This window comes from Longitalea arenae (assembly GCF_016924755.1).
GTDB classification, from domain to species: domain Bacteria; phylum Bacteroidota; class Bacteroidia; order Chitinophagales; family Chitinophagaceae; genus Niastella; species Niastella arenae.
In genome coordinates this window covers 163,802-186,350 of sequence record NZ_JAFFJX010000012.1, presented here as the reverse complement: position 1 = coordinate 186,350, position 22,549 = coordinate 163,802, and the positions used below count along the sequence as shown (strand labels likewise).

The window sequence follows — 22,549 nt, the reverse complement described above, 5'->3', positions numbered from 1 at the left end:
TTAATGAAACTCCTATATCTTGCTTTTAAAGATCAATCTGTTGGATGGATCGGTCCCATACATGGATGGAAACAACTTTATGCACAATTAGCTATTATCTTTGAAGACAGGATTAATCAACCGTAAACCCCACTGACACAGTTTATTGAATAGACCCCCTTGAACCGATTAACAAGGCCAATAAAATAAATAGACAGATTTGTCTATTTCAAAAGGCTTGCTTATCTTAGCTGGAGATTATCGATCATGAGCAAGTCAGGACCCAAAGAACGCATTTTAGAAACAGCCGCCCGGTTATTTTATACCCAGGGGTATAATAATACCGGCATCAACCAGATCCTGGAAGAGGCCAAGGTGGCCAAAGCCAGCCTGTACCAGCATTTCGGTTCAAAAGATGAGCTGGGCGTCCACTATTTAAAGGCCGGCCGCGAAGAATGGTTTGGTGGCATAAGAAAATGGACGGACGCTAAAATGACACCGGCTCAAAAATTACTGGCCTGCTTCGATCACCTGGAATACGCCCTGCAGCAACATAATTTCCTTGGATGTAAATTCATTAATATGCTGTCGGAAATTGGCGATACCAGCCCCCTGATGTCGAAAGAAATAATAGAACATAAAGGCAAACTCAGGGATTTCATGAAAGCTTTTATAGCGGATGCCCTGAAAGGAAAACCTGCAGATGAGATAGATGTCATTGGCGATTCGATCTACCTGCTGTATGAAGGCGCCATTGTGGAATCGAAAATATATAAAGAAACCTGGCCTATTAAAAAGGCTAAGAAAATGATCAAGGCCCTGCTGGCCTAGCGGATCAAAAAAATTTTGCCTTATAAACAGACAGACCTGTCTGTACTTGCAGACAGCTGGTAATACATTCCTCAACTTAAAGCATTTAACATGGAAAAAAGATTCCCGCTGCCACCGTTCACCAAAGAAAGCGCCCTGCAGAAAGTGCAGGCTGCTGAAGATGCCTGGAATACCCGCAATCCCGAAAAAGTAAGCCTCGCTTATACCGTCAATACCGAATGGCGTAACCGGTCGGAATTTATCAACGGCAGAGAAGAAGTACGCCGCTTCCTCGAACGGAAATGGCAGAAGGAGCTCGACTATAAGCTTAAAAAAGAACTGTGGGCTTTTACTGATAACAGAATTGCGGTTCGCTTTGAATATGAATGGCATGATGCATCCGGCCAATGGTATCGCTCTTACGGCAATGAAAACTGGGAGTTTGACGACAATGGCTATATGGAAAAAAGGTATGCCAGTATCAATGACGTTGCCATCAACGAAGAAGACAGAAAATTCAAATAGCAAACCACATTATTAACTACATAACACATCATCAAATGAAAACAGCCGTATTGGTTTTTGCTGATCCCAAAGCGGGTTCTGAAGAGTCATTGGGCCGCCTGTACAATGCGCTGGCCACCGTTTATGAATACAAAACTGCCGGTGAAGAAGTCTCCCTGTATTTCCAGGGTACGGGCACCCGCTGGCCTGAGCAACTGCAAAAGACCGATCATCCCGCACATCAGTTATTCAAAGCAATAGAAGATAAAGTGGCAGGTATCTCCTGCGGTTGTGCCGACGTATTTGGCGCGAACGCTGCCGGCTTCGATCTTATTAAAGACAATAAGGTTCCGGGCACTACCGGCCTGCCCAGCCTGGTGCAAATGCAAAAAGAAGGGTTTAATATTCTTAGTTTTTAACCAGAGCGCCCGGCAGGGCGCTTTCCTTCCACCTCTCACATTCATTAAGCACCGCTAATAAATTCTTATGTATCACGAAGGAGAACTCGAAGCGCAGGAAAGGGCCGGTGAACGGCAAATAGGTGACCGGAATGGCAAAGCCATGAGCAATCAAATTATTCCCGGCGCTATGAATTTTATAGAAAGGCAGGCTTTTTTTATTATAAGCAGCCAAAATAAGAAGTGAGAACTGTTTGCTTCCGTTCTTTCAGGAGAAGAAGGTTTTGTGAAAGTGACCAGCTTTGTCACCATTGAGATCAATACCGCACAGATCAATTCGAATCCGGCAGATCCATTCTGGCATAACATAACTGAAGAATCGAAAACAGGACTGCTATTCATTGAGCCAGCCACCAGAAGACGCTATCGCGTTAATGGAACAATAACAAAGGAAAAAGACCTGCTGCGGGTGCTGATCGAGCAAGCATATCCCAATTGTCCAAAATTCATACAGCAAAGGCATGTATTGAAAACAGTAAAACCAGTTTATGAGCATTTGGAAGAACGTGGCACTATGCTGACGCCTGATCTGTTGGAGATCATACGAAATGCAGACACCTTTTTTGTCGGCAGCGCCAATGACAAAGGCGATATGGATGCTTCCCACCGCGGCGGAGCGCCGGGATTTGTTTCGATTGGCGCTGATGGTTCCCTGCTTATTCCCGACTACAAGGGTAACAGCATGTTCAATACCCTGGGAAACTTTATCAGCCATCCTAAAGCCGGCCTCCTGTTTATTGACTTTGAGAACCACCGCACCCTGCAACTCACCGGTTCGGTTGAAATAATTTGGGACCAGGCAGATCCTCAATCTATAAACGGCGGAACAGGAAGATCCTGGAAACTTTTTCCGGCCTCCTGGATCTTATTGGAAAACCTGAAAGGCTTTGATTGGAATTTTGTTGAATATTCACCTTTTAATCCGGCTGTATCATAGGGTCAAAGTCCATTTGATCACTTAAATATAGCGCAGCCATTTCTTCTCTTTATGGTCCGCCTTATAGCGTGCGTACCATTTGCAAAGCGGATACATGACCACCACGATAGCAAGCCATACGAGGTAAATGGCCCAAAGCGCCAGGCCGCTGCCAGCTTTCGGCCGGCCAAAGTTGAAACCAAATACCATATCGGCACCGGTAAAGCCTTGCATATATACCATGGCAAATACCACCAGATGTATAAGATAAAAATGGATCAAAAAGTAAAAGAGCGGCACTTTTCCATATACGCAGATCAGGTCTGTTAATTTGTTCCTTATACCCTGCACCGCAAATAGCAGTAAGAACATAATGCCCAGGAATAACAGGCAGAACTGAAGCGAAGGCGGATATTTGCTCACATTGATAAAGGAAAGAAAGGTAAACCAGCTGTTCTTTTGCGGTGACCATGGCACCGCATTTCCATACATATTGATGAACCGCAATAACAGAAAAAAAGCTACAGCAGCAAGACCTGTCTTTAAGAAAAAAGATTTTGGCGTTTCCATCGCAAAATAACGGCCTGCTGCAAACCCTGTCAGCATGATACCAAGCCAGGGGATTGGAGGATAGGTCATAAAAAATGAACGGTCGCCCCCCAATGGAATCACAGTAGGCGCAAACAAAGGCGTCAAAATTTGTCTGAATATGGTCGTTTGTTCGCCCGGGACCGATAGCGCCAGGTCATGCAGGAACAGAATACCGAGCCCAATAATGCCAATGGTTTTGGTGGAACAAGTAAGTAATAATGCAAGTATAATAAACCCGAAGCCTATCGCAGCAATAACTTCAAAAAGAAGAATGTTAAAGTGAATGTCGAAGAACAGGCCAAAATTCACCACGCTAAACTCGAGTACAAACAGCCACAAACCCCTTGTTATCAAATATGCTCTGGCAGCTTGTACATTGTTCGAGCGTTTCATGGAAAGAAAAGCAGCAACCCCGGACAAGAACACAAATGTGGGCGCGCAGAGATGCGTTATCCAACGGGTAAAGAACAAAGCAGAGGTAGTGGTCTTTAAATTCGTGGGCAGATCGGTAAGGGATGTAGTATGTAACAGGTCTCTGACATGGTCAAGCGCCATAATGATCATTACGATCCCCCGAATAAGGTCAATACTGTAATTTCTTTTCATATTACTAAGCACTTCATTTATTGTTGCGACCTGATGGTTAATGATCGGGTGCAGGCTTTACAACCAAATTATCAGTTTCAGCGGAAACCACCAATATCGGGTCGGCAAACAACCTGCAAATTTGCTCACCGTAGTTGGTCTGAATATTCCGGCGTTGGTCGAAAATCTATTCTATCCGGAAAAGGCGACCCATTAATTCCTAAGTTTGTCAATAAAAAGGAAGGAGAATTCCTTACATGAAAAAGCTTAACAGGGAGATTGCTTTCAACCTGGTCTTCTGGTCGCTTTATTTTTTGTACGAGTGGTTTGGACTGGCCGCTCTTTCCGGAGAATACAGGAGTTACTTTTTAAACGCATGTATGGCGCTTCCATTAGCGTTTATCATCTCCTATCTCACGGTTCATGTATTTATAAAAAAATATTACAATAAAGGGAAAAAATTGCAGTTCTGGATCATCCAGGTCTCGGTTTCATTGGTGTTGTTATTGTGCAGGCGGCTTATCAATTATTACCTGATCTATCCGCAGTACTTCCCCGGGGCGCAACAGGTACCTGTATTTTCAGCAGGCAAACTTATTGTTGAACTGGTTAACCTGTATCTTATTACCGGCGTTTATTCGATGTTCTATTTCGTACGGTCGTGGTACGAAGAAAGGCAGAAAGCCCAAAGTTTATTACAGGAAAAAACGCTGGCCGAACTGGAATTGCTGAAATCGCAGGTGCAACCCCATTTCATCTTCAACGCCTTGAATAATATCTATTCAACCGCATTGAAAACCAGTCCCGATACGGCCAAACTGATTGCCCATTTATCAAGCTTTCTCAACTATAACCTGTATGAAGCCAAACAAAGTTTTGTTGCGCTTACTGCTGAACTTGCTTACGTAAAACATTATATTGAATTACAAAAGAACCGGTATGGCCATAAACTCGACGCCGCAATAAATATTTACGATGAACTGAACGACCTGCACATTGCGCCGCTGTTGCTGCTGCCATTGATAGAGAATAGCTTTAAACACGGCATTGCCAATTCGCTGAGACCGGGATGGATCAGAGTGGATGTATCGAGACATGCCGGTTATTTTTCCATCAAAATAGAAAACAGTATAGAGGAAAAGACCACGGCAAATAATGAGAAGAACGGCGGCATTGGAATAAAGAATGTTCAGAAAAGATTGGATCTGATCTATCCGCATGCGCATGAATTCAGGATCGTTGAATCACCCCATTCATATCTCGTGATCTTAAAAATAATGACAGTCAAATGATAAAATGTGTAGTTATTGATGATGAACAACCAGCCAGAGAACTGATAACCCTTCATTGTTCGAATCTGCACGATTTTCAGGTGCTGGCTGCATTTGACAATGCATTGGATGGTTTCAACTTCCTCCAAAAGAACGGTGTTGACCTGCTCTTCCTCGATATTCAAATGCCCCGGATCACCGGTTTGGAATTGATCAGATCATTAAAGGTTTGCCCCAGGATCATACTTACTACTGCCTACCGCGATTATGCGGTGGAAGCCTTCGAACTGGACGTGATGGATTACCTGATCAAACCCGTTACCCAGGAACGCTTTATGAAAGCCATTTCCAAATTCAATTTTTACAATCATAGCGCTCATGAAAGGCCCTCGATCGCCAACAGCTATAATGAAGCGTATATATTTTTGAAGGTAGGTAAAGGACAGATAAAATTATATCTCAAAGACATTCTATACATCGAAGGACTTAAAGATTTCATTAAAGTTCATACCCTCCATAAGGTGGTGGTCGCCTCCGAAAGACTAAGCTACATGGAAGAGAAATTGCCTGAGAACAAATTTGCCCGATTGCATAAATCATTTATAGCTGCACTGGATAAAATTTCCGGTGTTCAGGCGGAGCAGGTCAGCATCGGAAACGCCACCTTACCAATTGGACGGGTATTTAAAAATGAGTTCCTGAAAAAGTTCCTGTTAAACCAGAAAGATCATTAGATCAATTGCATGATCACTCATTTTTAACGCGAAACGATCGCCCTTAGTTTGTCTAAACTCTGCAGCTGCTCGTACCTGATAGGGATTTCTTTCGAAAATCCATTCTTCTTAACAAAAGCCAGGCCCTCTACACGAACCAATGCCTCTTTCTTCTTGTAAATATCGCTCTGGTTCTTAATAGCATTGATATTGTCGATCTTAAGGGTTACGGGCAGCACGAACTCCGAGCTTTTCCTCACCTGTACCCCCTGGTTCAGTTGAAAGCTTCCAAAATAAACATTGTCCACGTATACCTCGCCTCTGGCAGCAGAAAGCTGAATGCCGAAATTGTTCGGGTTATAATAGATCATGTCGGCCCCGGCAGTTGTTTTTAACAAGCCTACATCAATTAACCGTACAGCACCAATATCCCTGAATTCAGGTTGGCTTACCTGGCGGGTGCTTTGACAGGCAGTAAGTACGAAAACAAAGGCCAGCAGTAGTGTAGTAACAATTCGCATGTTAATGATTTTAACAGTAATAAATTAATTGTCTGCTGATTAGACTCGAAACTATCAGGCCGGTTTAGGTTAAGGGTTTCTGAAAAAGCGCATTTAACAAGGCTTTGCCTTTTCGGCCACTGGTTGATCGGGGCAGCCATCCGATGGCACCCATTTATTTTTTCCGTAATTCGAAAGCTTAATTTCCAATTACAACAATATGTAAGAGAAATAATGCCTCCCTTTGCAAACCCTAAAAATTAATGGTAATGTTCAGGTCTTTATTGTTTCTTCTCTCATTGTTGACATTTTTGCAGCTGGCCGCCCAGGAAAAAGGACAAGGCTCTTTGAAAGGCACTGTTCATACAGCAAAAGGAGAAGGTTTGCCCAATGCAACTATAACGCTGAATCAAAATACCGGCACCATGACCGATTCTACAGGCCGGTTCCTGTTAAGCAATCTGCCGGCCGGCCGCCGGGAGATAGTGATCAGTTCCGTGGGATATGCAACACGCGTTATCACTGTCAGCATTCATGAAGGAAAAGCGTCAACCATCCATATAACCCTTGAACCCCAGGGCTTTCTGAATGAAGTGGTTATCACCGCCGGCCGCAAGGTAGAAAACATCAAAGAAGTGCCTTCTTCAGTGACCATTTTGCAGGCCAGGCAGATCAGGGAACAGGCGGCCATCAATCCCAACATTACATCCATACTCGGCAATACAGTTCCTGGTCTTGGAACGTTTACGAATAAAGCGACAAATTCCGGACAAACCCTGCGAGGCCGTTCGGTGCTGGCGCTCATCGATGGCATTCCTCAATCTACCCCATTGATGAATGGCAGCCGTGACCTGCGGACAATCGATCCTGCCATTATTGAACGGGTTGAAGTGATCAAAGGAGCGACGTCTATTTATGGAAACGGTTCTGGCGGCGGCATCATCAACATGATCACCAAAAAGCCGGAAAGCGGCAAAGCCATCAGCGGAGAAACGCAGCTCAGCACCGATGGAAACCTCACGCACGGAAGCAGCACCATGGGCTACCGGGTATCACAGACCCTGCACGGAACTATAAAAAAATTCTCCTATGTAGTGAGCGGCGTTTACCAGGAAACAGGCGCTTTGAAGGATGCGGACGGAAATGTTATTGCACAGCCGGACGGCCTCAGCGAAACAAGGCTCTACAACATCTTTGGTAAATTGAACTACCAGATCAACGAGAACCAGCAAATAACGGCTTCTTACAATTTTTTCAGCAGCCGCCAATATGCCGGATTCATTAATATGGCCGGCGTTTATGGCCAATTGCCTGCCGTTGGCGTATGGGGTGATGATCCCGGGGAAGCTGCAGGCACTCCGCACAACCATAATTTCTATCTTAATTACCGGGCCAGCAAATTACCAGCTAACAGCAGTCTCGAGGTGATGGTCTATGACCACCGCTTTCAGTCGCTGAACCGCTATGTGGAAAAAGCCAATACCTGGTATGGTCCCGGACAAACTTATATTCAATCTGAGAAAAGAGGGGCACGCGCCAACCTGAACACGCCCTGGAAATGGAAAGCGGTATCGGGTGATATTACCTATGGATTGGATGTTTTAAAAGACATGACCAACCAGGTGCTGACAGACGGCCGGGTATATGTGCCTGATATGAACATGAAGAACTTTGCGCCATTTGCCCAGGTTAAGATAGACATCAGGAACTTCGTTATCAAAGGCGGTATCCGCTATGAGAATGCCAGCATTAAAGTAAAAGACTATAATACCATTGCAACAGGACCTAATGGTGAAGGAAGTATTGCCGTTAAAGGCGGAAATCTGAACTATAATGCCACCATGTTCAATGCCGGCGTCCGCTATACAAAATATGCATTCTTCAATCCCTTTGTAAGCTTCTCCCAGGCCTTCGGTTTGAGCGAGCTCGGCCGTGTGCTCCGCACCGCCAAAGAGAATACACTCGACCAGATCACCACCGATCCGGTGATCACCAATAATTATGAAGCGGGCTTCAGCAGCCAGGTAGGACCTTTTAGTTTTACGGCTGCTTACTTCATCAGTACATCTAAACTGGGCGCCAACTTTGTAGAAGAAAACGGTGTATTCGTAACCCAACGCGAACCCGAAAAAGTATACGGTTATGAACTCGTTGCAGAAGCCAGCATCATGAAGAACCTGCGCGCCGGTGCAAGCCTGTCGTACGTGGAAGGCAAAGCAGAAAAAAAAGATGGCACCAAAGTGTATATGAACGGAGAACGCATCATGCCGCTGAAAGCGACCGGCTTTATTACCTATAGCCCGGTTACGGCATTACAATTACAATTGTCTACGGTTCATACCGGCAGCCGCAATCGTTTTGCCCCGCGGGCCAACGGCGTTTATGGTTTGAGTGAAGGCCCTGTTAAACCGGTAACCTATTTTAATTTCAACGCCGGCTACAGGATCAATAGTTCTTTTAACCTGGCGCTCGGTATTGAAAACCTGTTTAATCAATCTTATTATCCGCCCAGAAGCCAGTACCGGGTGCAGGACCTTGAATATGTGCAGGGCAATGGCGCCCGCTATAATCTTAGCCTTGGCTTTAAGTTTTAAATAACCGAACAGGTATAGAAAATGGGTGTCCCGCCGGGACACCCTTTTTCGTTATATCTCATTCCGTTTTCAGACTTTTTACGGGATTTAGCAGGGCCGCTTTTATTGCCTGCCAGGTTACGGTTAGCAGCGTGAGGAGGATGGCTCCCAGGGTGGCTATGATAAAGATCCACCACGAGATGGTGGTACGGTATTCATATTGTTGTAACCATTGATGCAGGAAATACCAGGCAAGCGGAACAGCAATGGCGCAGGAGATGATGACCAGTAATACAAAATCCTTCGAGAGCATTTTCCAAAGGTTGAAGATCGACGCGCCCAGCACCTTACGAATGCCGATCTCTTTCGTACGCTGTTCTGCCACAAAAGATGCCAGGCCGAATAAGCCGAGGCAGGAAATGAAAATAGCGAGCGCCGCAAAGATGGTGGTCAGGTTGCCGATCCGTTTTTCATCACTGAACTTTTTGGCATACTCATCGTCGGTAAGTTTATATACAAAGGGGCTGCCGGGATTGTATTTTTTAAATACCGGCTCTATTTTAGCCAGGCCTTCACGTAAAGGTATCTCCGGTTTTATCCGCACGGTGATCAGGCGCGCCCAGAATGGATTTAAATGAAAGATGGTAGGCCGTATGGGTGCATAAGGCGATTCCATCACCATATCCTTTACTACGCCAATGATCACGTGCTCCTGGTTTAACCAACGGATGGTTTTCCCTACAGGATCTTTAAAACCGGTGAGTTTAACGGCCGATTCATTAAGAATAAATGCACCGGTGTCGGAGGGAAAACTTCTTGAGAAATCGCGGCCTTCTTTTATTTTCCAACCCAGGGTATTGCCGAAGTCGTGCGATACGGCAATAGTGCCCGGGCTTACGACCATGGACGGATCTTTTCCCTTCCATTCAACGATATTATTAGACCAGACTTCTGTTGGCGCGCTGTTCGACTGTGCCATATCGGCTACAGCCCCTGTACGCAGCAGATCATTTCTTAAAGCATCATAGTGGCCGTAGATCTCCGGGGTATTCATATCAACAGTGATCAATCCCTCCCGTGTATAGCCAACCGGGCGGTTACTGGCATGTTGTATTTGTTTGTAAACAATACAGGTGCCGATGATCAATGCTACAGAAACCGTGAATTGTAATACCACCAGGATCTGGCGGGGAAGCGCAGCCGCATGACCCGCACGAAAAGTTCCTTTCAGGACCTTTACAGGCCTGAAGCCCGATAAATAAAAAGCGGGATAACTACCTGCCATCAGTCCGGTAAAAAAAGTAAAAGCCAGGATGGCCAACCAGAAAAAAGGATTGGTCCACGGTATGGACATCACCTTATCTGACAAACCATTGAACAGGGGAAGCGATAGATGTACCATTAACAGAGCCAGCAGCAATGCCAGTAGCGCCATTGTCAATGACTCGCTGAGGAACTGAACAATGAGCTGCCAGCGCAGGGAGCCGATGGTTTTCCGAATGCCTACTTCCCTGCTGCGCTTTTCACTTCGGGCTGTTGCAAGGTTCATGAAATTGATGCAGGCCAGCAACAGCACAAATACGCCTATGATCCCAAACAGCCATACCAGCCTGATGCGCCCACCTGCCGGTTTACCCTCTTTGAATTCACCGTGCAGATGCCATTTTTCCATAGGATGCAGCACCAGTTCTTCCTTTGAAAAACTGATATGTGGCGTAGGAACGTTTTTGATCCTGGCGCTTATTTTCTCATGGCTGGCATAGTCCTGAAGCTGTACAAATAAGCGGCACATATGGTTATCCCATTGCGTTTGCGCATCTTTTATCCATCCTTCCGTATCATTTACATATCTGTACCAGGGCAGCAGGAGTTTTATATCATGATGGGTGGTATTATAAGGCAGGTCTTCATATACGCCGGCTACCTTCATCTCCATTTTGTTATCGAGGCGCACCGTTTCGTTCAACGGATCGGCAGTGCCAAAAAGCGCCTTTGCTACCGATTGCGCCAGCAGCACCGACGAAGGATCATTCAATGCATCTGCATTACCCATTACCATTTTCAAACTGAACATAAGCGGAAAAGCTTCCTGCACCCACATACCGGTATGGGATAGCTTTTTATCGCCCACGGCTAGAATATGGGCCGCCGGAAAAGAGACCAGCGATACATGTTTGAAGTCCTCCCCGTATTTATCATGCAGTTCATTGCCCATGGGAATGGAAGTGGTTGCGCCCATAAATACCTCATTGCCGTTTGTTACTTTCACCATTACCTGGGCCAACCGGTCGTATTGCCGGTGATACCTGTTAAAGGAAAGATCATCCCAAATCCATAACCCGATCACTATGGCCACCGCCATACCTGTAGCGAGACCTGCTATATTTAAGACGGCGTACATTTTATTGTTCCGCAAATTCCGCCAGGCTATAGTAAGGTAGTTTTTGAGCATGGGCTTTCTTTTATGGGATGGGGCACTAAGAAAATGCCAGATAAAAACACATAAAGATCATTAAATTATACATATCTTTTATCAATAACTGTTCAGTTCCGATACAGGGCCTGTACGGTTTCAGGGCATGCCCAGGGCAATCAATAAAAAAGCCGGCATGCGTTTGCACTGCCGGCCGGTCATAATTGCAAGGTTCTGTTTTAATCGCATGTATAGCCAAAACTGGTAATAGCATTAACCGTTTGACCCTTGGTGGTGATGGCGGTCATGGTAACCTTTTCCGGTCTTGAAGGATAATACATACAACAAAAAGCTGCGCTTATCCGTTGCAGCCAGAAAACATATTAATAAAAAAACTGCTCCGAGATAATCTCACCATCTTTCACTTCATACAGCATGATCTCATTGATCTGGATCCGTCCATGAGGTTGCACGGTAAGATCCATTTCCCGCACTACGGCGAAATGGTTACCCGTAACAATCGGTTCTGAGGTATAAGCGCGAGGAACGCCCTGGATGCGGCTAACAAATTCTTCCCCTTTTTTGTGAACGGCGGCTTTGCCTTCCGCATACCCCATATAGGGAGATTCGGGAGGGTCGATGCTTTTTACATTTTCCGAAAAGAATTCTTCATGGATCTCAAACCATTTTTCCTGCTGCGCCAGTTCATGAAAGCGGGCTGCCACTTCCGTGGTTGTAAGTATCTTTTTCCGTAGCGTTGTCATTGTCGTATTTTTCATAAAGGTATTGGCCGGATCCCGGTTTGACCGGGTGTTAAATGGACTTTGAAAAGGGGAAATTTGGACAATTATGATCCCATCGGGGCCTGTTACATTCGACAGCGGAATAATGCAGCAAAAAGCCCCTTGCGGGGCTTCTTATTTAAGCGAGTTGAGCAGCTTGCCCTTGTCTAAATTCAAACCGGCGGCTGGCAGGTCTTAACCACCAGGAAGCAATGATCAATACTACGTAAATGGATTGAAAGATTACGCCCTGAAAGCCAGCGCCTATGGCGAGTTGGGAGATCACGGCGCCCGTCATTAGGAAAAAGAAACCGGCATAGGCCCACTCTTTCAGCCTGGGATAACCGGGAGCAAGCAAAACGATTACGCCTGCCACTTTCCAGGCCCCCAGCAAATGCATAAAATATATGGGATACCCGAGATCACGGAAACCTTCTGCCGTCCACCGGGCGCCCAGCAACTGCGAAAGGCCTCCTGCCAGCATTCCGGCTGACAATAATACTGTCACTATCCAAAAAGCGATCCGGCTGTTCTTCGATGAATGTTGTTGTGTCATAGTAAAGTATTTAGTTGATACTTTAATAATGACTGGGCATGGCAAAAGAGGACAAGAAACAGCCGAATTTTTTTAGAATTTATTGGCAAGCGCCGGATAAATAAATTGCCTGTTCAATTGATAAGCGTTATTTTTAATATTCCACTTGTTATAGTTTCCCGCAGTGATCACCGTTACCATCTTCCGATCTTTATTAATAATGATCCGCTGGTCGCCATTACCCACACAGGCTGCTACATATACTGGTTTATTCTCAAACGTATCGCTGAAGAGCCAGAACTGATAGCCATAAGCACCATCACCTTTGCCTAACCTGATGAAAGGCTGCATAGATACTTCTACCCAGGCCCGGGGTACAATTTGTTTACCCTTGTATACACCATTGTTCAGATAAAGCAAGCCAAATTTGAGCAGATCCCTCGCACGCAATCTCAGGCCCGAAGCCGCTGCATATTCTTTTGTTCCGGGATATATGACCCATTCCAATTTTGTGATACCCAAAGGCAGGAAAAGATTTTTCGCGGCAAATTCTTTGATGTTTTGCCCGGTTGTTTTTTCAATGACAGCCGCCAGCAATTGCGTGGTTCCACCGTTGTATTTCCATACTTTGCCCGGAGCCTGCTCCATGGGCTGGCTTAACACATATTCAGCCGGATGGCCGCTCATGATCATTTGGATCTCACTGTTCTCGGGATTATTGTATGGAACATCTTCATTCCATTTCAATCCCGAGGTCATGGTGAGCAGGTGCTCGATGGTCAATAAAGATTTCAGGCCGGTATCCTGCTTTTTATATTCAGGAAAAAAATCAAAGATCTTTTGCGAGGTGCTCTTTATTTTTCCCTGTTGCAAAAGAATGCCGAAGCAGGCGGACACAATACTTTTCGTAATGCTTCTTATATCATGCAAACTGTCCTTTCCCTGGTCTCTTATGCCAGCATCCTTGCCCCATATTTCATCTTTGCCTTTCCAGTATTTTTCATACACCAGCCGGTTATCTTTTGCAATAAGTACACTGTGGATATTGGGGAAACTGCCGTTGCTGACGGCCGTATCGATCCTATTGAGTATGGTTGTATCAAAGCCAACCGCTGCCGGCTGCGCCACCGCAAATTCGCTGTCAGCACTGTTAAAAGATGTTTTTCTTTTTTGCTGGCCACTCACAAAAGGCGTTTGTAATAACAGGAGGACAAGTATAAAGGCAGCAAGCGCCCTGTAATGAATTGGTATCTTCATATGCTTTACAATCTTTCTGCAAAGTAACGACAGGCAGCTTTCTGAAAATTGTAAATTTTAGACAGCAGTGGAGGAAGCGATCAATCGCGGGATCTGGTATCCCCGTTTTATAAATTGTAAGGGCGGCAGGGAAGTATAATTTTTGAACGCTTTAATAAAATGCGACTGATCATAAAAACCGAGTTCGTGGCATATATCTGTGAGGCTCCTGTTTGACCGGTACATTAATTGGACGGCCTTGTAGAACCTGCGTACATTAAAAAATTCTTTCGGAGTATATCCCGCACATTGCAGGAACTGCCTTTCCATTTTTTTATAATATAACCTGTTTTCGGCACAAAACTCATATACCGATCCAGCTTGATGTGTTCTCCTTATCAGGCTGAGCGTTTGAACCAGACCATCGTTGGGTATTTTTGTATGCAACAGATCTTTTAAAAAAGCTTCCAACGCCTGTATGCAGGCTCCCGAACCGGTGATCAGTTTTTCACACAGGTTGCTGGCATCTATGGATCTAAATATGTCTGTTGCTTCTACTACTTCATTTAAAAGATAAGATGCCGGAATAGCAGCGAACGAAGAGAAGCAGGCTGGCCTGAAACGAATGCCCCAGATGTAATTACCGGGATAAATGTAAGTGGTAAAGAAAGTATTTCGTTGCCCCAGAATATACATATTCGTTGTTAACGCAAAAGACCTGCCTGCACTGCTCACATAGGTGGTAGGTGTGCCTATGTTGAACAGTATTTCAACCCGGCCACCCGGAATGATCAGTTCCCTGGTAGCAGCATGATCTGCCGGGCATTTAAACAGCCAGTAACACTCAATAAAATCGGCTAATTCTTTGGATGGTTTGTATTCCTGGTACAACATGCATTCTTCTTTTTCGGAAGATGATTATTCGCCAACTATTCTTTGGTGGCATCGAGTAAAATATCGCGGATGCCATTACGGATATCATATATCCTTACCTTATCAGTATTACAAAGTAACACAATGCCCAGTTTCTTATCCGGAATGAGCGTGAGCAATGACCTGTAACCGAGGTCGCCACCGGCATGCTCGATATTGGTAGAGTTCCTATACGGGTATGAGAACCAACTAAGGCCGATGGATACATTGCGCTCTTTATTGGAAATAAAAGTGGGGGTCGTCATTTCTTGTAAGGTAGCAGCTTTTAAGATGGCTTTACCATTGCGTTTGCCGTTATTCAGATTAGCCATGGCCCAATAAGCAAGCTCTTCTGCGCTTGTATTCAGGGTGGAACTGGGTGCATGCATGCGGTTATACGGATAAACCGGGCTAAGCTGTGGTGGGTTACCGGTATGCGGACTGGTACGGAGCGAAGTATCGATCTCAGGATAAAAGAAGCTGCTTTTCTTCATCCCAAGCGGTAGCAGAATATTTTTTTTAACATATGTCTCAAATGACTGACCTGACACTTTTGCCACCAGGTCGGCCATGATATCGAATGCAATATTACTGTAATGGAATTCCTTACCAGGTTCACTGATCAACATTGAATCTGCAAGACTGCGGCTATACCGTTCCGCAGCGCCTTCATCGGTAACGTTCTTTTCCCACTCGTAATCATCAACATCAGGCATGCCTGAAGTATGATTGAGCAGCTGCTTTATAGTAATGATCTTGTAGCGCTCATCTTTCATCCTGAAATAAGGCAGATAAGTGGTCAGTGTATTATTGATATCGATCCTGCCTTTTTCAGCCAGCTGCATAACGGCCGTCGCCGTGAAAGTTTTGGAGATAGAAGCTACATGAAAATTATGAAAGGGTTGCAATGGCTTGCGTGTTACAATATTCGTCACACCAAATCCTTTCTTGAATATAATGCGGTCTCCGCTCATAATGGCGATTGCGATGCCCGGCAGGTTTTGCGCTTTGAACTGCGATTGAAGAAAAGAATCTATCCTGATCAATGCCTGGCCGGATACCGTTTGTGACTTTACTGTTCTACCGGGGCATAAACAAACTGAACTAATAAGCACAATGTTTAATATGACGCGAAGAAAATCAGGCATGGCTGTAAGTATTGGTATTGGAAGATAGTGTTTTTAAACAATAAAGCTACGTTTTGCGTTTAACGGATGGAGATGCAGTTATAAGCAACTGTCCTGCATGAATAGTTGCGAAGGGTCCGCCGGGCATAATTTTTTAACGATTGCAGAAAAATAATCATTCATGGACGTTATCAGGATCAGGGGTGCACGTGAAAACAATTTAAAAAATATATCGATTGATATTCCCAAAAATAAGATCACCGTTTTTACCGGCGTATCAGGTTCTGGAAAATCATCGCTCGTCTTTGAAACTATTGGCGCCGAAGCACAGCGGCAGTTTAATGAAACATATGATAGTTACCTGAGAAGCCGAATGCCACATTATGGACATCCAGAGATCGATTCCATCCAAAATTTGAATGTAGCCATCATTATAAATCAGAAAAGGTTGGGCGGTAATGCAAGGTCAACCGTGGGAACGGCTACCGATATTTATACGCTGCTGCGTCTTTTGTTTTCAAGAATAGGAGAACCATTTGTAGGCTATTCCATGGTCTTTTCCTTTAACAATCCCAAAGGGATGTGTCCTGCCTGTGAAGGTCTGGGAACGGTTACCGACATTAACCTGGATATGTTGATCGATAAAAACAAGTCTTTAAATGAAGGGGCGATCCGGTTCCCTGCTTTTCAGCCAGGTGGCTGGCGATGGACGCGCTATGTGAACTCCGGCTATTTCGACAACGATAAAAAGTTAAAAAAATTCTCAAAGGATGAGTTGCAGATGCTCCTGTATGCAACGGAGCATAAACCCAAAAATCCAACAAAGGAATGGGGTAAGACGATGTTGTATGAAGGCATCATTCCGCGGATCAAACGCAGCTTCTTAAAAAAGGAGACCAAAGAGTTTAAACGGAATGAAGAAGCGCTACGCGAAATATTACAAAGGCAAACCTGTCCGGAATGTAAAGGTGCGCGGTTGAATAAAGAAGTGCTTCGTTGCAAGATCCAGGGAAAGAATATTGCCGACTGTTCTGACATGCAGATAAGTCATCTCATCCAATTTCTGAAAACGATTCAAAATAACCAGGTAAGATCGGTGCTGGATGAGTTGATCGCGAGGCTGACCCATTTGGAGAACATAGGCCTGGCTTACCTCTCACTAAGCCGGGGAACAGCATCCCTATCGGGGGGAGAATCGCAACGCATTAAAATGGTAAGACATTTGGGAAGCAGTTTGACCGGCCTGCTTTATATTTTTGATGAACCGAGTATCGGCCTCCATCCCAACGACATTGACCGGCTTACAAATATAATTCGGCAGCTGCGTGATAAGGGGAATACGGTGCTGATTGTTGAACATGACCCTGATATTATTAAAATGGCCGATCATGTTGTAGACATGGGCCCGGGCGCAGGGAAAGACGGCGGACATATAGTTTTCAGCGGACCGCTGAAAGAATTAAAACATGCAGACACGCTTACCGGCAAATTCTGGCGTTTGCAAAGGACAGTCGATAAGAACCGCCGGTCAGCAACAGCCTTCATAACAATAAAAAATGCCCGGCTGCATAATTTAAAAAATGTAACGGTGAAGATCCCGCTGCATGTGATCACGGTCGTTACCGGTGTTGCCGGTTCAGGCAAAAGCTCCCTGATCAATCATGAGCTGCCCCGCCAGTATCCCCAGGCAAAACTGATCGATCAGGGATTTCTGCGGGGATCAAGGCGCTCGCATCTTGCTTCTTATACAGGTATCTTTGACGAGTTGCGGAATATCTTCGCAAAAACGAACCAGGTGAGTGCGTCGCTTTTCAGTGCCAATGCACAGGGAGCATGCCCTCAATGCAAAGGCCTGGGTATAATAAGGCTTGATCTTGCATTTATGGAAGAGGTGGAAGAAACCTGCGACTTATGCCAGGGCACAGGGTACCGCCAGGAAGTATTGGACTATAAATGGAACGGAAAGAATATCGTTCAGATCCTTAAGATGTCTGTTGCAGAAGCAAGCGTGCTTTTTGAAGGGGCAGACAAAGCGTTATTAAACCGCATTGCAGACATGGGGCTTGGTTACATGACCTTAGGGCAGCCGCTCAGTACCTTTTCCGGGGGAGAAAGGCAGCGGTTGAAGCTGGCGATGGAATTTGATGAGCAGGGCCAGCTTTTTGTTTTTGATGAGCCTACAACGGGCCTTCACCCGGCAGATATAGAAAAACTGATGGCTACCTTCCACCGGCTTGCCGACCGCGGCAACACCGTTATCATTGTGGAACATAACCTGGATGTAATTGCCCAGGCAGACTGGATCATCGATATGGGGCCGGGCGGAGGCTCGGAAGGCGGACAAGTTGTGTTTGAAGGAATGGTATCTGATCTGGTAAAACACAGGGTTTCGAAAACGGGTTTTCATTTGTCGCGGTATGCCGCCGCGAACGCATAGGAAGGCCGGCATGTAAGCTCAATGAAGCTCCTCAATGCTTCGTCCGGGAGTACCAAAGCAATGCTATTCTCTGTCTTACTAATTTAAGTTAGTTATTGCATCCACCAGTCTTTCCTGCATATATTGCGTCCATGCCGGCGCACATGATTCATAACACTCAAACGCAGGAACCAATCCAATGTGTTTGAACACGATCTTTGTTTTGCCCGATTCCTCAGAGATCTCGAAGCTGATCCTGGTTCCCTTCCATTCGTCTGTTTTGTCAACAAAACTGAGATTGGCTTCCGTTACAAGCCAGACTACTTTTTTATCTGGTACCAGTTCTACCAATTTTTGTTTAGTATAATGAACGCCGCCGCCCGCAAGAAAACTGAATTCATCGCCCAGTTTATCGGAGCTTCCTTCAAATGATTCACTATACAGGCCCGACCACCATGCTCTCACATTTAAGATGGTTTTATAGGCTTGTGCCGGTGTTTGCTTCACCAAAACGGTGGTAGTGAAATCCTGATCTTTCATCATATTATCTCGGTTTTAAAAATTGTAGTTGCCCTAAATGATAATCCACATGGCTTAGCCTGCTTAATACGACATTCAGTTTGTTGCGATGGGGCTCCTTTGCAAAATCCGCTTCTGATACAGCAGTGTGTTTCTGAAACCATTCGTTTGGGCTGATCGCTGTGATTTTTTCGGCTACTGCTGTTTTTACTTTCACCCATTCATGGCGCAGCTCATTTACACCGGGCAGATCGCCATTTTTCTTATCCGGCGTATGTACAAACGGCTCCCATAGATGTGGAGCCAATTTCTCATAGCCTAATAAGGGCAGAATGGAATCGGCTAAAGTGATAAGATGGCCAAGCAGATAGACGCCCCTGTTCCTGCCGGGCGCCACTTCTTGCAGTAATTGTTCATCAGATAATGCTGTTAACAGTTTATCGAGCTGGCTAACCTTTGCATGCCAGGCATCGAGCACCATTTTGATGAGTATGTCTTGTTGACTTATGGTGGTATTCTCTATCATGATTGTATGATTAACAGTTTTTAAGGCCGGTCTCACATAGTGATGCCTGCTGAATCTTGTGGTGGCTATAGTACAAAACTAGGATCTCTATGATAAAAGCACCGGTGGCAGGATAGACATTATGGTGGGTTGATTTGGACAAACTTGTTGAATAGCCTTGTTTGCATGACAGTGTTGCGGAACATTCTGCAAACTGAAAATCTTTCAATCACACGTAGGGCGTTTTGGCCGGGTCATGCATTTAGACGAACTGCGATGTAATACGACCAACTACGCACGACGATCAGGAGCAGCATTGGCCGATTCGCATCTCTATTAGTTTGTTGAAATCCCCAAATTCGTTTTTGACATTGTACGGTGATTTACCGAAAATCAGAAAGCGAAATAAACTATAGCCATGAAAAAAATAATCATTATTGTTACCCTGACAGCGTCATGTCTTGCGTATACGATTCTACCCAAACAACCAGTAAATGAAGTGCCCTACCCGGAGGGTTACCGCAAATGGACGCATATCAAAACTTCGATCGTAGGCCCACAACATCCAACCTTCAAAGTGAACGGCGGCTTTCATCACATTTATGCAAATGAAAAAGCGATGCAGGGTTATTTAACCGGGCATTTTCCGGAGGGCGCTGTTATCGTAGCCGATGCGCTGGAAGCACATATACAGCAAAACAGCAATATGGAGGAAGGAAAAAGGCGGCATATTGATGTAATGATCAAAGACAGTATTAAATATGCTGCTACCGGTGGTTGGGGCTATGAAGAGTTTAACGGCGATAGTAAAACGGAACGCAATGCCAATAGTACGGTACAAAGACAATGTTTTAACTGCCATAGTGCGCGAAAAAACTATGTATTCAGTAATTATCGTAATTGATGTTGACAAGGGCCATGCCCTTCCAGGGTAGCTGAATAAAACGACTAGGCGTTTTGAACATTTATCCGTCCTTTGTATATTTAATGCACATGAAAACAAACGTATGACTTACTGCGATGAAATAGCAACATTGGACGAATACAATGATGAAGATATCGGTGACATCATTGTAAAACTCGAAAAGTCATTTGGCTTAGAGTTTAAACAGGATGCCTTTCAACATGTTAATACATTCGGCGACTTGTGCGACGTTTTTAAAAGTTACATGAGTCATGAGCATTTCGACGACTGTACAAAACAGCAAGCGTTTTATCGCGTCCGGAAGGCGATCAGCGTCACACAGGGTATTGCTGAAGATGGAATAAAATTAGACGCACTGCTTAGTGATCTTTTTCCCGAGAAAAATCGAAGGAAGAAAGTAAAAGAATTTAAAAATTGCTTAAAGACAGAAACACGCCTATTGACTTATCCTGATCGGATTGCCCTGGCATTAGTAATTGTATTTTTATTATCACTTCTGGCCTTTTTCTACGATTGGAAAATTGCATTGTCTGGTCTTGTATTTTTTTATTTATTCATGAAAATAGCAGACCACTATGCCAACGACTTCACCGTACAAACCGTCCGGGATCTGACAGAAAAATTGTCAAGGGAAAATTACATTGATATAAGGCGCAAAAAAGGAACAGTAAATAAAAAAGAAGTCTTAGAAATAATAACAGACACTTTCAGTACCGACCTTGATATTGACAAAAGCAATTTGACGAGAGATGCCAAATTTAGGTGGGCGAAATGAATTAAGACCTGTTAAATGAATTAGCCTTTATTCTAGAAGGCATTCCGGGTTACCCGGTTTTTCGGGAATATTCTTTTGTGCTCCTAAACTACAGTGGCGAAAGTATTTTTCTCTATGGATCGTCCTCAGATTGATATAAGATCCATGGAGCATTGGTCACCGGAACTAATATTATGATTGGAGGGCGGCTCTGGTGAGTAACGGTAAGGGTGAACGCCATCTCAAAACTCACTTTTATATCCAACTTTCCCATCCAGCCCGGTTAATTCCAGGTTATCCACCTCACATAACCCGTTTGAAATAAACGCGAAGCCCGAAATATATTTGATACGATCGAAGCTGGGTGCAGAAAAAACTTTTTTACTATTAATATACATACTGACAATATTATTATTGCAGGCAATTTCAACATCTGCCCACTGACTTACATCAAAGGTCAATGCCGTCAGGTCGGCTTCATTTCCTTTTATTTCCCGGCCAAGTATGAGGGCAGCCTTGTTGGCACATCCTTTATTGGTCATCTTCATCAGGATGAAATAGCCCTGGCAAAACAGTTCAAGGGTAATGTAAGGACATAAACTATTCCTTACTTCGTTCATTCTTATCCTTGTCTTAAGCCTGAAATTGTTTGATCGCACCGTCATTTCACTGGGGGAATAGGTGTAATGATATAATTTGTCTTTGGTGATATCTATATTGTTTTCCTTTACCTGTTGTGTAGTTAATCCTAATATGCCATTATTTAAATACTTAGCTGTTTTTATATACTCAGGCATGTAATTCACAACATTATCTATGGCATAGAAAAACCACCTGTCTGTCGGGATGTGCACATCGATGGCCTTGATGATCGAATCATTGGCGATCAGCTTGGCAATATGGTAGCCAGGTTCATAATAGATATCAGTAATGGTATGCGTATTCTTGTAGATCCTTTTCCTTCTGTTTTTATCCCATGACTGCTGTATAAAAAAACTATCTGCCTGTACCTGGTCTATATCATAATTAAATATTACCGTATTGGGCAAATCGTTCGCGGTGGTTCTTTGGCAGGAAAATTTGGCGGTATCCGCGTTCAAAATACTGTGCGGCCTTGATTTAAATAGAAAAAGTCCCAAGATCACAATTACCAGGAGTAAAGAAGGCATAAAATAAACCAGCTTGTTTTTTAGGACCCTGAATCGATCCTTTCTGGTAATGGAAGAAGAAATCTCTTTCTCTGGCTTTATGACCTTCGACCTGGAAGCTTTTAGATCCTGCCAGGTTTTATAATCAAAGTAATTGGCAATCGCATTGAGGGTTGCGATCTGCGGAAGCCGGCTAAATTCTCCCAGCGCAAGTCTTTTTATCGTGGTGCCGCTGATCAGTATGCCCGATTTTTTCTCGATCTCAGATGAGATGAAGTCAAAGTCGCGTTGGGTCATTTGAGCGGTACTGGCATAGCCGCTTTTGCTAAAAATCTCTAAAATGACATCCTTTACCAGGTCTCGTTCATTCATGATAA

22 protein-coding genes are annotated in these 22,549 nt (G+C 44.5%); 11 read left to right on the top strand and 11 right to left on the bottom strand.

Annotated elements, in window-relative coordinates; genetic code table 11:
• The first annotated feature begins 246 nt into the window (after window positions 1-246).
• The 5 genes from JT717_RS21315 (at window position 247) to JT717_RS28900 (ending at window position 2,688) form a co-directional block, all read left to right on the top strand.
• Complete coding sequence (locus JT717_RS21315) at window positions 247-810, top strand: TetR/AcrR family transcriptional regulator (RefSeq protein WP_205513061.1); 564 nt, start codon at window positions 247-249, stop codon at window positions 808-810.
• A 90-nt stretch (window positions 811-900) separates the two neighbouring features.
• Window positions 901-1,314 (top strand): nuclear transport factor 2 family protein, encoded by a 414-nt coding sequence (locus tag JT717_RS21310; RefSeq protein ID WP_205513060.1) that lies wholly within the window; start codon window positions 901-903, stop codon window positions 1,312-1,314.
• A 35-nt stretch (window positions 1,315-1,349) separates the two neighbouring features.
• Window positions 1,350-1,712: a DsrE family protein gene (locus JT717_RS21305; protein WP_205513059.1), complete on the top strand. Its 363-nt coding sequence runs from the start codon at window positions 1,350-1,352 to the stop codon at window positions 1,710-1,712.
• A gap of 67 nt (window positions 1,713-1,779) precedes the next feature.
• Window positions 1,780-1,938, top strand: coding sequence for a hypothetical protein (locus tag JT717_RS21300; protein WP_205513058.1), 159 nt, complete (start codon window positions 1,780-1,782; stop codon window positions 1,936-1,938).
• 39 nt (window positions 1,939-1,977) lie between these two features.
• The gene (locus JT717_RS28900) at window positions 1,978-2,688 is read left to right on the top strand and encodes a pyridoxamine 5'-phosphate oxidase family protein (protein ID WP_205513057.1); all 711 of its coding nucleotides are present in this window, start codon (window positions 1,978-1,980) and stop codon (window positions 2,686-2,688) included.
• 21 nt (window positions 2,689-2,709) lie between these two features.
• Here the strand turns inward: JT717_RS28900 and JT717_RS21290 are convergent, their stop codons facing one another.
• Window positions 2,710-3,864 carry an acetyltransferase domain-containing protein gene (locus JT717_RS21290; RefSeq protein WP_205513056.1) on the bottom strand — a complete coding sequence of 385 codons (1,155 nt, stop codon included), beginning with the start codon at window positions 3,862-3,864 and terminating at the stop codon, window positions 2,710-2,712.
• Window positions 3,865-4,100: 236 nt separating this feature from the next.
• Between JT717_RS21290 and JT717_RS21285 the strand changes: the two genes are divergently transcribed.
• Window positions 4,101-5,135 (top strand): sensor histidine kinase, encoded by a 1,035-nt coding sequence (locus JT717_RS21285; protein ID WP_205513055.1) that lies wholly within the window; start codon window positions 4,101-4,103, stop codon window positions 5,133-5,135.
• The gene (locus JT717_RS21280) at window positions 5,132-5,848 is read left to right on the top strand and encodes a LytR/AlgR family response regulator transcription factor (protein WP_205513054.1); all 717 of its coding nucleotides are present in this window, start codon (window positions 5,132-5,134) and stop codon (window positions 5,846-5,848) included. The genes JT717_RS21285 and JT717_RS21280 overlap by 4 nt, the downstream gene beginning before the upstream one ends.
• A 23-nt stretch (window positions 5,849-5,871) precedes the next feature.
• Here the strand turns inward: JT717_RS21280 and JT717_RS21275 are convergent, their stop codons facing one another.
• Window positions 5,872-6,348, bottom strand: coding sequence for an LEA/WHy family protein (locus JT717_RS21275; RefSeq protein WP_205513053.1), 477 nt, complete (start codon window positions 6,346-6,348; stop codon window positions 5,872-5,874).
• 248 nt (window positions 6,349-6,596) lie between these two features.
• Here JT717_RS21275 and JT717_RS21270 point away from each other — a divergent pair, with 248 nt between their 5' ends.
• Window positions 6,597-8,921 carry a TonB-dependent receptor gene (locus JT717_RS21270; protein WP_205513052.1) on the top strand — a complete coding sequence of 775 codons (2,325 nt, stop codon included), beginning with the start codon at window positions 6,597-6,599 and terminating at the stop codon, window positions 8,919-8,921.
• A gap of 58 nt (window positions 8,922-8,979) precedes the next feature.
• Here the strand turns inward: JT717_RS21270 and JT717_RS21265 are convergent, their stop codons facing one another.
• The 6 genes from JT717_RS21265 to JT717_RS21240 all read right to left on the bottom strand — a co-directional run bounded on the left by JT717_RS21265 (window position 8,980) and on the right by JT717_RS21240 (window position 15,926).
• Complete coding sequence (locus JT717_RS21265; protein ID WP_205513051.1) at window positions 8,980-11,352, bottom strand: ABC transporter permease; 2,373 nt, start codon at window positions 11,350-11,352, stop codon at window positions 8,980-8,982.
• A gap of 344 nt (window positions 11,353-11,696) precedes the next feature.
• Window positions 11,697-12,077 carry a SnoaL-like domain-containing protein gene (locus tag JT717_RS21260; RefSeq protein WP_205513050.1) on the bottom strand — a complete coding sequence of 127 codons (381 nt, stop codon included), beginning with the start codon at window positions 12,075-12,077 and terminating at the stop codon, window positions 11,697-11,699.
• Window positions 12,078-12,234: 157 nt separating this feature from the next.
• The gene (locus JT717_RS21255) at window positions 12,235-12,651 is read right to left on the bottom strand and encodes a DoxX family protein (RefSeq protein WP_205513049.1); all 417 of its coding nucleotides are present in this window, start codon (window positions 12,649-12,651) and stop codon (window positions 12,235-12,237) included.
• A gap of 72 nt (window positions 12,652-12,723) precedes the next feature.
• A complete protein-coding gene (locus JT717_RS21250; protein ID WP_205513048.1) occupies window positions 12,724-13,887 on the bottom strand; it encodes a serine hydrolase domain-containing protein in 1,164 nt (387 codons plus the stop codon).
• Between the two features lie 57 nt (window positions 13,888-13,944).
• The gene (locus tag JT717_RS21245; protein WP_205513047.1) at window positions 13,945-14,760 is read right to left on the bottom strand and encodes a helix-turn-helix domain-containing protein; all 816 of its coding nucleotides are present in this window, start codon (window positions 14,758-14,760) and stop codon (window positions 13,945-13,947) included.
• A gap of 35 nt (window positions 14,761-14,795) precedes the next feature.
• A complete protein-coding gene (locus tag JT717_RS21240; RefSeq protein WP_205513046.1) occupies window positions 14,796-15,926 on the bottom strand; it encodes a serine hydrolase domain-containing protein in 1,131 nt (376 codons plus the stop codon).
• A 160-nt stretch (window positions 15,927-16,086) separates the two neighbouring features.
• Between JT717_RS21240 and JT717_RS21235 the strand changes: the two genes are divergently transcribed.
• Window positions 16,087-18,342, top strand: a complete 2,256-nt coding sequence (locus JT717_RS21235; RefSeq protein ID WP_205513045.1) for an ATP-binding cassette domain-containing protein — start codon at window positions 16,087-16,089, stop codon at window positions 18,340-18,342.
• A gap of 78 nt (window positions 18,343-18,420) precedes the next feature.
• Here the strand turns inward: JT717_RS21235 and JT717_RS21230 are convergent, their stop codons facing one another.
• Entirely contained in the window at window positions 18,421-18,864 is a 444-nt protein-coding gene (locus JT717_RS21230) for an SRPBCC domain-containing protein (protein WP_240348327.1), read from the bottom strand.
• Window position 18,865: 1 nt separating this feature from the next.
• Window positions 18,866-19,366 (bottom strand): DinB family protein, encoded by a 501-nt coding sequence (locus JT717_RS21225; RefSeq protein WP_240348325.1) that lies wholly within the window; start codon window positions 19,364-19,366, stop codon window positions 18,866-18,868.
• 397 nt (window positions 19,367-19,763) lie between these two features.
• On the opposite strand from JT717_RS21225, the gene JT717_RS21220 reads away from it, so the two are divergent.
• Window positions 19,764-20,249: a cytochrome P460 family protein gene (locus tag JT717_RS21220; RefSeq protein WP_205513044.1), complete on the top strand. Its 486-nt coding sequence runs from the start codon at window positions 19,764-19,766 to the stop codon at window positions 20,247-20,249.
• A 103-nt stretch (window positions 20,250-20,352) separates the two neighbouring features.
• Window positions 20,353-21,045, top strand: coding sequence for a hypothetical protein (locus JT717_RS21215; RefSeq protein ID WP_205513043.1), 693 nt, complete (start codon window positions 20,353-20,355; stop codon window positions 21,043-21,045).
• 221 nt (window positions 21,046-21,266) lie between these two features.
• Here JT717_RS21215 and JT717_RS21210 read toward each other — a convergent pair whose 3' ends face one another.
• Window positions 21,267-22,544, bottom strand: a complete 1,278-nt coding sequence (locus tag JT717_RS21210; RefSeq protein ID WP_205513042.1) for a hypothetical protein — start codon at window positions 22,542-22,544, stop codon at window positions 21,267-21,269.
• Window positions 22,545-22,549: the final 5 nt, after the last annotated feature.

What these genes read in the sequence shown, in the direction of transcription:
- JT717_RS21315 (WP_205513061.1), top strand. Translation starts at nt 247, where the DNA reads ATGAGCAAGTCAGGACCCAAAGAACGCATTTTAGAAACAGCCGCCCGG.
- JT717_RS21310 (WP_205513060.1), top strand. Translation starts at nt 901, where the DNA reads ATGGAAAAAAGATTCCCGCTGCCACCGTTCACCAAAGAAAGCGCCCTG.
- JT717_RS21305 (WP_205513059.1), top strand. Translation starts at nt 1,350, where the DNA reads ATGAAAACAGCCGTATTGGTTTTTGCTGATCCCAAAGCGGGTTCTGAA.
- JT717_RS21300 (WP_205513058.1), top strand. Translation starts at nt 1,780, where the DNA reads ATGTATCACGAAGGAGAACTCGAAGCGCAGGAAAGGGCCGGTGAACGG.
- JT717_RS21290 (WP_205513056.1), bottom strand. Translation starts at nt 3,864, where the DNA reads ATGAAAAGAAATTACAGTATTGACCTTATTCGGGGGATCGTAATGATC.
- JT717_RS21285 (WP_205513055.1), top strand. Translation starts at nt 4,101, where the DNA reads ATGAAAAAGCTTAACAGGGAGATTGCTTTCAACCTGGTCTTCTGGTCG.
- JT717_RS21280 (WP_205513054.1), top strand. Translation starts at nt 5,132, where the DNA reads ATGATAAAATGTGTAGTTATTGATGATGAACAACCAGCCAGAGAACTG.
- JT717_RS21275 (WP_205513053.1), bottom strand. Translation starts at nt 6,348, where the DNA reads ATGCGAATTGTTACTACACTACTGCTGGCCTTTGTTTTCGTACTTACT.
- JT717_RS21270 (WP_205513052.1), top strand. Translation starts at nt 6,597, where the DNA reads ATGTTCAGGTCTTTATTGTTTCTTCTCTCATTGTTGACATTTTTGCAG.
- JT717_RS21265 (WP_205513051.1), bottom strand. Translation starts at nt 11,352, where the DNA reads ATGCTCAAAAACTACCTTACTATAGCCTGGCGGAATTTGCGGAACAAT.
- JT717_RS21260 (WP_205513050.1), bottom strand. Translation starts at nt 12,077, where the DNA reads ATGACAACGCTACGGAAAAAGATACTTACAACCACGGAAGTGGCAGCC.
- JT717_RS21255 (WP_205513049.1), bottom strand. Translation starts at nt 12,651, where the DNA reads ATGACACAACAACATTCATCGAAGAACAGCCGGATCGCTTTTTGGATA.
- JT717_RS21250 (WP_205513048.1), bottom strand. Translation starts at nt 13,887, where the DNA reads ATGAAGATACCAATTCATTACAGGGCGCTTGCTGCCTTTATACTTGTC.
- JT717_RS21245 (WP_205513047.1), bottom strand. Translation starts at nt 14,760, where the DNA reads ATGTTGTACCAGGAATACAAACCATCCAAAGAATTAGCCGATTTTATT.
- JT717_RS21240 (WP_205513046.1), bottom strand. Translation starts at nt 15,926, where the DNA reads ATGCCTGATTTTCTTCGCGTCATATTAAACATTGTGCTTATTAGTTCA.
- JT717_RS21235 (WP_205513045.1), top strand. Translation starts at nt 16,087, where the DNA reads ATGGACGTTATCAGGATCAGGGGTGCACGTGAAAACAATTTAAAAAAT.
- JT717_RS21230 (WP_240348327.1), bottom strand. Translation starts at nt 18,864, where the DNA reads ATGATGAAAGATCAGGATTTCACTACCACCGTTTTGGTGAAGCAAACA.
- JT717_RS21225 (WP_240348325.1), bottom strand. Translation starts at nt 19,366, where the DNA reads ATGATAGAGAATACCACCATAAGTCAACAAGACATACTCATCAAAATG.
- JT717_RS21220 (WP_205513044.1), top strand. Translation starts at nt 19,764, where the DNA reads ATGAAAAAAATAATCATTATTGTTACCCTGACAGCGTCATGTCTTGCG.
- JT717_RS21215 (WP_205513043.1), top strand. Translation starts at nt 20,353, where the DNA reads ATGACTTACTGCGATGAAATAGCAACATTGGACGAATACAATGATGAA.
- JT717_RS21210 (WP_205513042.1), bottom strand. Translation starts at nt 22,544, where the DNA reads ATGAATGAACGAGACCTGGTAAAGGATGTCATTTTAGAGATTTTTAGC.